The following is a 6,964-nucleotide window of genomic DNA, read 5'->3' as shown; positions in this document are numbered from 1 at the left end:
CGCCAGTTACAGAAGCTCCAAGCGTAATGCCTGGAGCTTTTTTTGCGTGGAAAAATATCCAAGAGTGTGATTATAACAGGAGATAACTCTGTCGAAGTATGATTAAATCGTTAAAATTAAAACGATAATAATAACAATATATGTATTCAGCCATAACTGTTTTTCAAAATGATATGATCTTTAATAAATAACAAGCGGGAGGTAAAAAATGAATATAAATGTAATCGGTGCAGGGCTTACGGGAGCTGTAGCCTCCAGACTTATGGCTGAGTCAGGATATAGTGTACATGTTTTCGAAAAGCGTTCTCATATTGGAGGTAACTGTTTTGATGAAAAGACAGAAGAAGGCATCACTGTTCAGAGATATGGTCCTCATATATTCCATACCAATGATCAGGAAGCATGGAATTTCTGCAGTCGTTTTACAAAATTCAGACCATACCAGCATCGCGTACTTTCATATGTTGATGGTCAGTTTGTTCCTTTTCCTATTAACCGCGATACGCTATGTCAGCTTTTTGGGGTTGAACTGAGTATAATGGAAGTCGAAAGCTTCCTGAAGCTGGAAACTGAGAAGTCATTGATTCCTGTAGAACCTACAAACTTCAGAGAGGCAGTCATCAGTCAGGTCGGAGAGTATCTGTATACGAAGATGTTCAGAGAGTACACAAGAAAACAGTGGCAGACTGAGCCTGATCATCTGGCTAAGGAGGTTGCAGGAAGAATTCCTGTAAGATTTAATCGGGATAACCGATATTTCACCGATAAGTATCAGGGGATACCTCAGGAAGGATACACCAAGATGATTCAGAATATGCTGGATCATCCTAATATAACAATAGAAATGGATACAGAATACACTCCTGATGACGACACGGACGACTTCCTGATTTATACAGGTAGAATTGATGAATATTTCCATATGAAATATGGAGAACTGAACTATCGCTCTGTACGTTTTGAGTTCGAAACATATGAAGGTGATTATCAGACAGTAGGTGTGGTAAACTATCCCAATGATTATGACTTCATACGAATTACTGAATTCAAACATTTCACTGGTGAAAAGTCCGATAAGACAGTCATTCTGAAAGAGTATCCTTCATCAGAAGGAGTGCCTTCCTATGTAGTACTCGATGATAGGAATATGAAACTGAGAACGCTTTATATGGATGATGTGAAAAATATTGAGCACCAACACAAAGCCCTGTTTATTGGAAGATTGGCAGAGTATAAGTATTACAATATGGATCAGGTGGTGTCTGCTGCATTGAAAAGAGTCGGTTCACTGATTGATGAACTGAAAATAATTAAGGAGGTGGAAAATCATGTACGATGATAAGCATAATAGACAAACTATACTTGTGTTCTCACATCTTAGGTAGAACTTCGTGTTCCAGAGACCACAGCACCTTCTTACAAATTTATCTAAGGAATTCAGTATTCACTTTTTTGAAGAAGCGGTAACAGGTGAAAAGGATGGTTACAAGGTTAGTGAGAACAAGGGGGTAATAATCATTACTCCGGAGCTTTCAGAAGATGGAATCGATAAAGACATCAGACTGAAAAATATTGTAGATGAATACCTCATGAACCATGGACTGAACAATTATCTAAGCTGGTACTATAGCCCTATGTTCCTGCCATATACTCGACATCTTACCCCAAGTGCAGTTATTTTTGACTGTATGGATGAACTTTCTGCATTTAAGTATGCTCCACCTGAGCTTCTTGATCTTGAACAGGAACTTCTTGAATTGGCTGATATTGTTTTTACCGGAGGCCAAAGTCTATATGAAGCTAAGAAAGACCGTAATGCTAATGTTCATTGCTTTCCAAGCAGTATAGATTACAATCATTTTGCTCAAGCTCGTAATCCACTGACGAATCCTTTAGATCAACAGGATATTCCTGAACCGAGAATCGGATTTTTCGGGGTTATCGATGAGCGGTTCGATTTAGAACTGCTAAGTGAAACAGCTGCAAAATCTCCTGATGTAAGTTTTGTAGTAATTGGACCTGTTGTTAAAATTGATCCAGAGAGTCTGCCTCATGCAGATAATATATTCTATCTTGGAAAGAAAGAATATACTGAACTTCCCGAGTATATTTCCAACTGGACACTGGCAATGATGCCTTTTGCCTTAAATGAATCCACAAGGTTCATCAGCCCGACCAAGACACCTGAGTATCTTGCTGCTGGAAAACCGGTCATATCTACCTCGATTAATGATGTCATCCACTCTTATGGAAGCTTCGATCTGGTCACAATTATCACAAATGCTTCCGAATTCAGTGAAGCCATCAAAGGATATCTTGAAAATCAGAAATCGGAAGACTGGAGACCGGTCGATGGCTATCTGAGCTCAATGTCATGGGAGAGAACCTGCAATGAGATGGAACATCTTATCAATCAGGTTATAGAGAAACATGAGCAGTTTCTTTAACAGCTTCTGGATGGGTGGTTTTGAGTGCAGCGATCAACTGAATGTTCACGGAGATAGAGTTGATCTGCTTTTTGAGACAAGGCATTTGGTTATGCTTGAGGAGGACTACAGAAATATCGGGAAAATGGGCATTAAGACTGTAAGAGAAGGTATCCGATGGTCTAAAGTCGAAGTGGCTCCTTATGTGTATAATTGGGAAGATGTCGTGAGAATAATGAACACCGCACATAAAACAGGTATTCAGATTATCTGGGATTTATGTCATTTCGGCTATCCAGAAGATCTTTCTCCTCTTCATCCAAAGTTTACAACCCGTTTTGTTTCTATGTGCAAAGCATTTACAGAACTGCATCAGGTGATTTGCCCTGGAGAGAGGCTTATGGTTGTACCCATCAATGAAGTCAGTTTTTTTTCCTGGCTCGGTGGAGATGCTTCAGGGACCAGTCCCTACTGCATAGGTCTAGGATGGACGGTCAAATATCATCTTATGAAGGCGTTCATTCAAGGCGTAGAAGCAATCAGAAGTCTAGAGCCTACTTCAGTGATCATTTTATCTGAACCGCTCATCCGAATCACTACTGATAATGAAGATCCCGATTATATAGAAGAAGTGAAAGCCATCAGCGAAAACCAGTTTCAGGTGGCAGATATCCTTTGCGGAAGGATATGTCAGGAACTCGGGGGAAAGCCTGAATACCTTGATGTCATGGGTCTCAATTATTATTACCCCAATCAGTGGAACTATGAAACGGGAAGGATTCTTGACTGGAAAAAACCTGAAGAAGAAATGAATTATATTCCTCTCAGCCAGCTGCTTGTGGAGAACTATACACGATACCGCAAACCGCTGATGATATCGGAAACAAGTAGTGTAAAAGAAGATCGACCTGAATGGATACACATGATTTCAGAAAATGTAAGAAGAGTGATGGCGCTGGGCTGTCCTATACTTGGTGTATGTATATATCCGATACTTGACCGTCCGGATTGGGATGAACTTGACTTCTGGCACCACTCGGGGTTATGGGATAATGAAACTGCACAGGGAGGCTCAGAAAGGGTACTATATGAGGCTTACGCCGCAGCAATCAGAGAGGAGATATTGAAACATCAGGTAGAGAAGTAATTCGACATGAGAATCAGAGGCTGATTAGAAGTACTGGGAGTCTTAAGTAGAGAGAGAGCTTTCTGCTTAGGACTCCCTTAGATTATTTCATTCAGCATATGATCATCTGACGCGGTCAACCGACGCAATTGTGATATCCCCATGAAAGGCAAATGTATAGCGTTTTTTCCGAACCATTCTATGGTAAAATAAGAATAGTCATGAGCATTTTTATGAGCATGATTTGAATCTACTTTGTAACTTAATTGCGGATGGAATTGGATAAAATGGAATATATACATGGAGGATTTAATGGCAAAAAATAACAATATATTTGGAAACAGTGGTGGCTCTTATTACAGAAGCAGAAAGAAATCAAAAGGCGTCTTTATTCTGGCTGCACTGGTACTCGTACTCGGATCGATACTTGGCGTAGTCATTTTCAAGATGATCGGTGAAGATAAATTCACCTCGAAAACACCCATCATTGCAGAGCCGGCACCTGTCGAGACTTCAGTTGAAGAAGTCGTGGAAGTCAGACCGGAAGACCTTGTGGAAAATTCAAACCATATCCATAGCGCAGCTGAATATGCATACAGCACTGAAGATGTGAGGAACTGGATTACCGGAACTGAAGCCTATACTGGAGAAAAAATTGCATTTCTGACCTTTGACGATGGTCCAAGTCCCGAAAACACCGGGAAAATCCTGGACATTCTCAAAGAAAAGGATGCTGCAGCGACATTTTTTGTCATCGGAACCAGCATAGACAACAGCAGTCAGTCCGGAACGGTCATCAACCGTATACTGGATGAAGGCAATGCAATCGCCCTGCATAGCTATACACACGTCTATGAAAAGCTATATCCCGGTAAAACAGCGGATAAGGAATTTATAAAGGGTGAACTGGATCAGCTGCAGGAGAAAATCAGAGAAGTGACAGGCAAAGAGAACTTCAAGTCAGGTGTCTTCAGATATCCGGGTGGACATATGACCTGGGATAATATAGAAGAGGCTGATGCTTCCCTTAAGGAAGCCGGAATCGAATATATCGACTGGAACGCCATGAACGGAGATTCGGAACCGACAGCAAGAAGACCTAAAGATCCGGAAGCACTTGCGAATTTCGTTCTGGAATCACTTGTTTTCAGCAAGGTAAAAGATGTGGTTGTCATTCTTATGCATGATGCGGAAAACAAGACCATGACAACAGAATCCCTGCCTATGATCATAGATCAGCTTAAAGAGGAAGGATATAAATTCGGCATATTAAAATAACAGGAAGGTGAGAGATAGATGAAGATACTCATTTGTGAAGACGAAGCCAGCATCAGAGCATTTCTGAAAATCAATTTCGAACGAAACGGTTTTTCAGTGATTGAAGCGGGAAGCGGAGAGGAAGCTTTAAGACTGACAGAACTTGAAAAGCCCCATGTGGCAGTTCTTGATGTCATGCTTCCGGGAATCGACGGCTTTGAAGTCTGCAGAAGACTGAGAGAAACACACCCTAATATAGGGATCATCATGCTGACCGCAAAAGGTCAGGATATGGACAAGATTTCGGGTCTGGAACGCGGAGCAGATGATTATGTCGTTAAGCCTTTCAATCCTACAGAGTTTATCCTGAGAACCAAAGCGCTGATTCGAAGACTTGAAGAAGCTAAGGGGATCAAAGATGACGGCCAGCTTCTGGTCAGCAAGATTTTTACCATGGACAAATACTCTCAGACGCTCAAAAAAAGAGATGAGTTCATCGAGCTAACCCCGAAAGAATTTGCCATCATGAAAATCTTTCTGGAGAATGAAGGAAAAGCATTTTCACGAGATGAACTTCTTAATCTTGTCTGGGGATATGATTTCATCGGTGATCCGAAAATTGTCGACGTCAATATGAGAAGGCTGCGTGCAAAAATCGAGGACAACGCTTCCGATCCGCATTACATCGAAACGGTCTGGGGCACCGGATACAGATGGGGTAAGGAATAAATAATACACCGAAAGATTAAGGAGATTCCTATGAGATTTGGAAAAAGTCTAAAAGCCAGACTTGCGATGAGTTATCTGATCATTATAATTGTGACTCTGGTCATTACAGATATCGCCTTAGCCAGTGTATTAAGATCCTATTTCAACAACAATGTACGTGATACTTTATACAATCAGCTGTCCGTTTCGACTGACACTTATGAGAGATACTATTCCGATGCAACTCTGGAACAGAATGTGGCCAACGACGAAGATGCTTTCTGGAGACAGTCCAATGCCATGGTGCAGATCATCAGCACAGAGAAAATCGTGCTTCTTGATTCAAGAGGCAACAGACCTCAAGGAGTTCTTGACGCTGATGATGTGAGTACTGCCCTTGAAGGCAGCAACGGATCCATGATCTATACGGAACCATCAACGGGAGAAAAGCTCATGGCAGTCTCAAGACCCCTCACGGTCAATAATGAAATCGTAGGTGTTCTGAGATTTATCACATCTTTAAGAGGTGTGGATGAATCCATGAGACTCATCGTCACAAACTTCATCATGTTCGGTATCGTGGTCATCATCTTTTCCACGATATTCAGCAATATTCTGGGCATGAGATTCATCAGGCCTATTGATAAACTCACCAAGACTGCGGAAATCATGGCAACAGGAAACTACAATGTGGTGAGCGTGAAAATGCATGAAGATGAAATCGGGAAACTTTCTGATACGCTGAACCATATGGCCAGTGAGATAAAAAAGAAGGAAGAGCTGAAGAATGATTTCATTTCTTCTGTTTCGCATGAATTAAGAACACCGCTCACTTCCATTAAAGGATGGGCAGTGACCATAAAGGATCCATCCACAGACCGGGAACTTCTGGAACAGGGACTCGACATCATATCCAATGAAAGTGACCGGCTTAAAAGTATGGTGGATGAGCTTCTGGATTTCTCCAAATTTGTTTCAGGAAAAATCACGCTTGAAAAGCAGGAGATCGATATTCGTGAACTCTTCGATTTTATCCGGAACCATATGGAGAACAGAGCATTCAGAGAAAACAAGACGCTGATTGTGGAAAAAGAAGAAGATATGGGCACAGTATATGCAGATCTCAACAGAGTGAAGCAGGTTTTCATCAATCTTCTGGACAACTCTTTCAAGTTTACGAAGGAAGGCGGAGAAATTTCTGTCAGGATGAAAAGAACCAGAAACTGGACAGACTTTATTGTCGAAGACGATGGGGAAGGTATTTCAGTCAGTGATATCCATAAAGTGAAAGAAAAGTTCTATAAAGGAAAGACGTCAAACTCATCCAACGGTATTGGACTATCCATCTGCGATGAGATTGCCATCATCCATGGTGGCGAACTGATCATTGAAAGTGAAGTCAGTCAGGGAACAAAGATCACCTTCAGACTTCCACAAGGAGCGTAGT

6 protein-coding genes are annotated in these 6,964 nt (G+C 41.4%); all 6 read left to right on the top strand.

Annotated elements, in window-relative coordinates; all coding sequences use genetic code 11:
• Positions 1–208: 208 nt before the first annotated feature.
• The 6 genes from glf to RTX25_RS01020 all read left to right on the top strand — a co-directional run bounded on the left by glf (position 209) and on the right by RTX25_RS01020 (position 6,963).
• Complete coding sequence (gene glf / locus RTX25_RS01045) at positions 209–1,339, top strand: UDP-galactopyranose mutase (RefSeq protein WP_312649490.1); 1,131 nt, start codon at positions 209–211, stop codon at positions 1,337–1,339.
• Between the two features lie 52 nt (positions 1,340–1,391).
• Positions 1,392–2,447, top strand: a complete 1,056-nt coding sequence (locus RTX25_RS01040) for a glycosyltransferase (protein WP_312649489.1) — start codon at positions 1,392–1,394, stop codon at positions 2,445–2,447.
• Entirely contained in the window at positions 2,431–3,573 is a 1,143-nt protein-coding gene (locus RTX25_RS01035; protein ID WP_312649487.1) for a hypothetical protein, read from the top strand. Before RTX25_RS01040 ends, RTX25_RS01035 begins: the two co-directional genes overlap by 17 nt.
• A 291-nt stretch (positions 3,574–3,864) precedes the next feature.
• Positions 3,865–4,830 (top strand): polysaccharide deacetylase family protein, encoded by a 966-nt coding sequence (locus tag RTX25_RS01030; RefSeq protein ID WP_312649485.1) that lies wholly within the window; start codon positions 3,865–3,867, stop codon positions 4,828–4,830.
• 18 nt (positions 4,831–4,848) lie between these two features.
• Complete coding sequence (locus RTX25_RS01025) at positions 4,849–5,538, top strand: response regulator transcription factor (protein ID WP_312649483.1); 690 nt, start codon at positions 4,849–4,851, stop codon at positions 5,536–5,538.
• Positions 5,539–5,568: 30 nt separating this feature from the next.
• Complete coding sequence (locus RTX25_RS01020) at positions 5,569–6,963, top strand: HAMP domain-containing sensor histidine kinase (RefSeq protein ID WP_312649481.1); 1,395 nt, start codon at positions 5,569–5,571, stop codon at positions 6,961–6,963.
• Position 6,964 lies beyond the last annotated feature (1 nt).

Origin of the sequence: Proteiniclasticum sp., from assembly GCF_032054185.1 — a bacterium.
Taxonomy (GTDB): domain Bacteria; phylum Bacillota; class Clostridia; order Clostridiales; family Clostridiaceae; genus Proteiniclasticum.
Note: the sequence above shows the minus strand (reverse complement) of the source record. Positions and strands in the feature narration are given on the sequence as shown.

Bases quoted from the DNA above. Each gene is read 5' to 3' on its own strand.
- glf (WP_312649490.1), top strand. From the start codon at position 209: ATGAATATAAATGTAATCGGTGCAGGGCTTACGGGAGCTGTAGCCTCC.
- RTX25_RS01035 (WP_312649487.1), top strand. From the start codon at position 2,431: ATGAGCAGTTTCTTTAACAGCTTCTGGATGGGTGGTTTTGAGTGCAGC.
- RTX25_RS01030 (WP_312649485.1), top strand. From the start codon at position 3,865: ATGGCAAAAAATAACAATATATTTGGAAACAGTGGTGGCTCTTATTAC.
- RTX25_RS01025 (WP_312649483.1), top strand. From the start codon at position 4,849: ATGAAGATACTCATTTGTGAAGACGAAGCCAGCATCAGAGCATTTCTG.
- RTX25_RS01020 (WP_312649481.1), top strand. From the start codon at position 5,569: ATGAGATTTGGAAAAAGTCTAAAAGCCAGACTTGCGATGAGTTATCTG.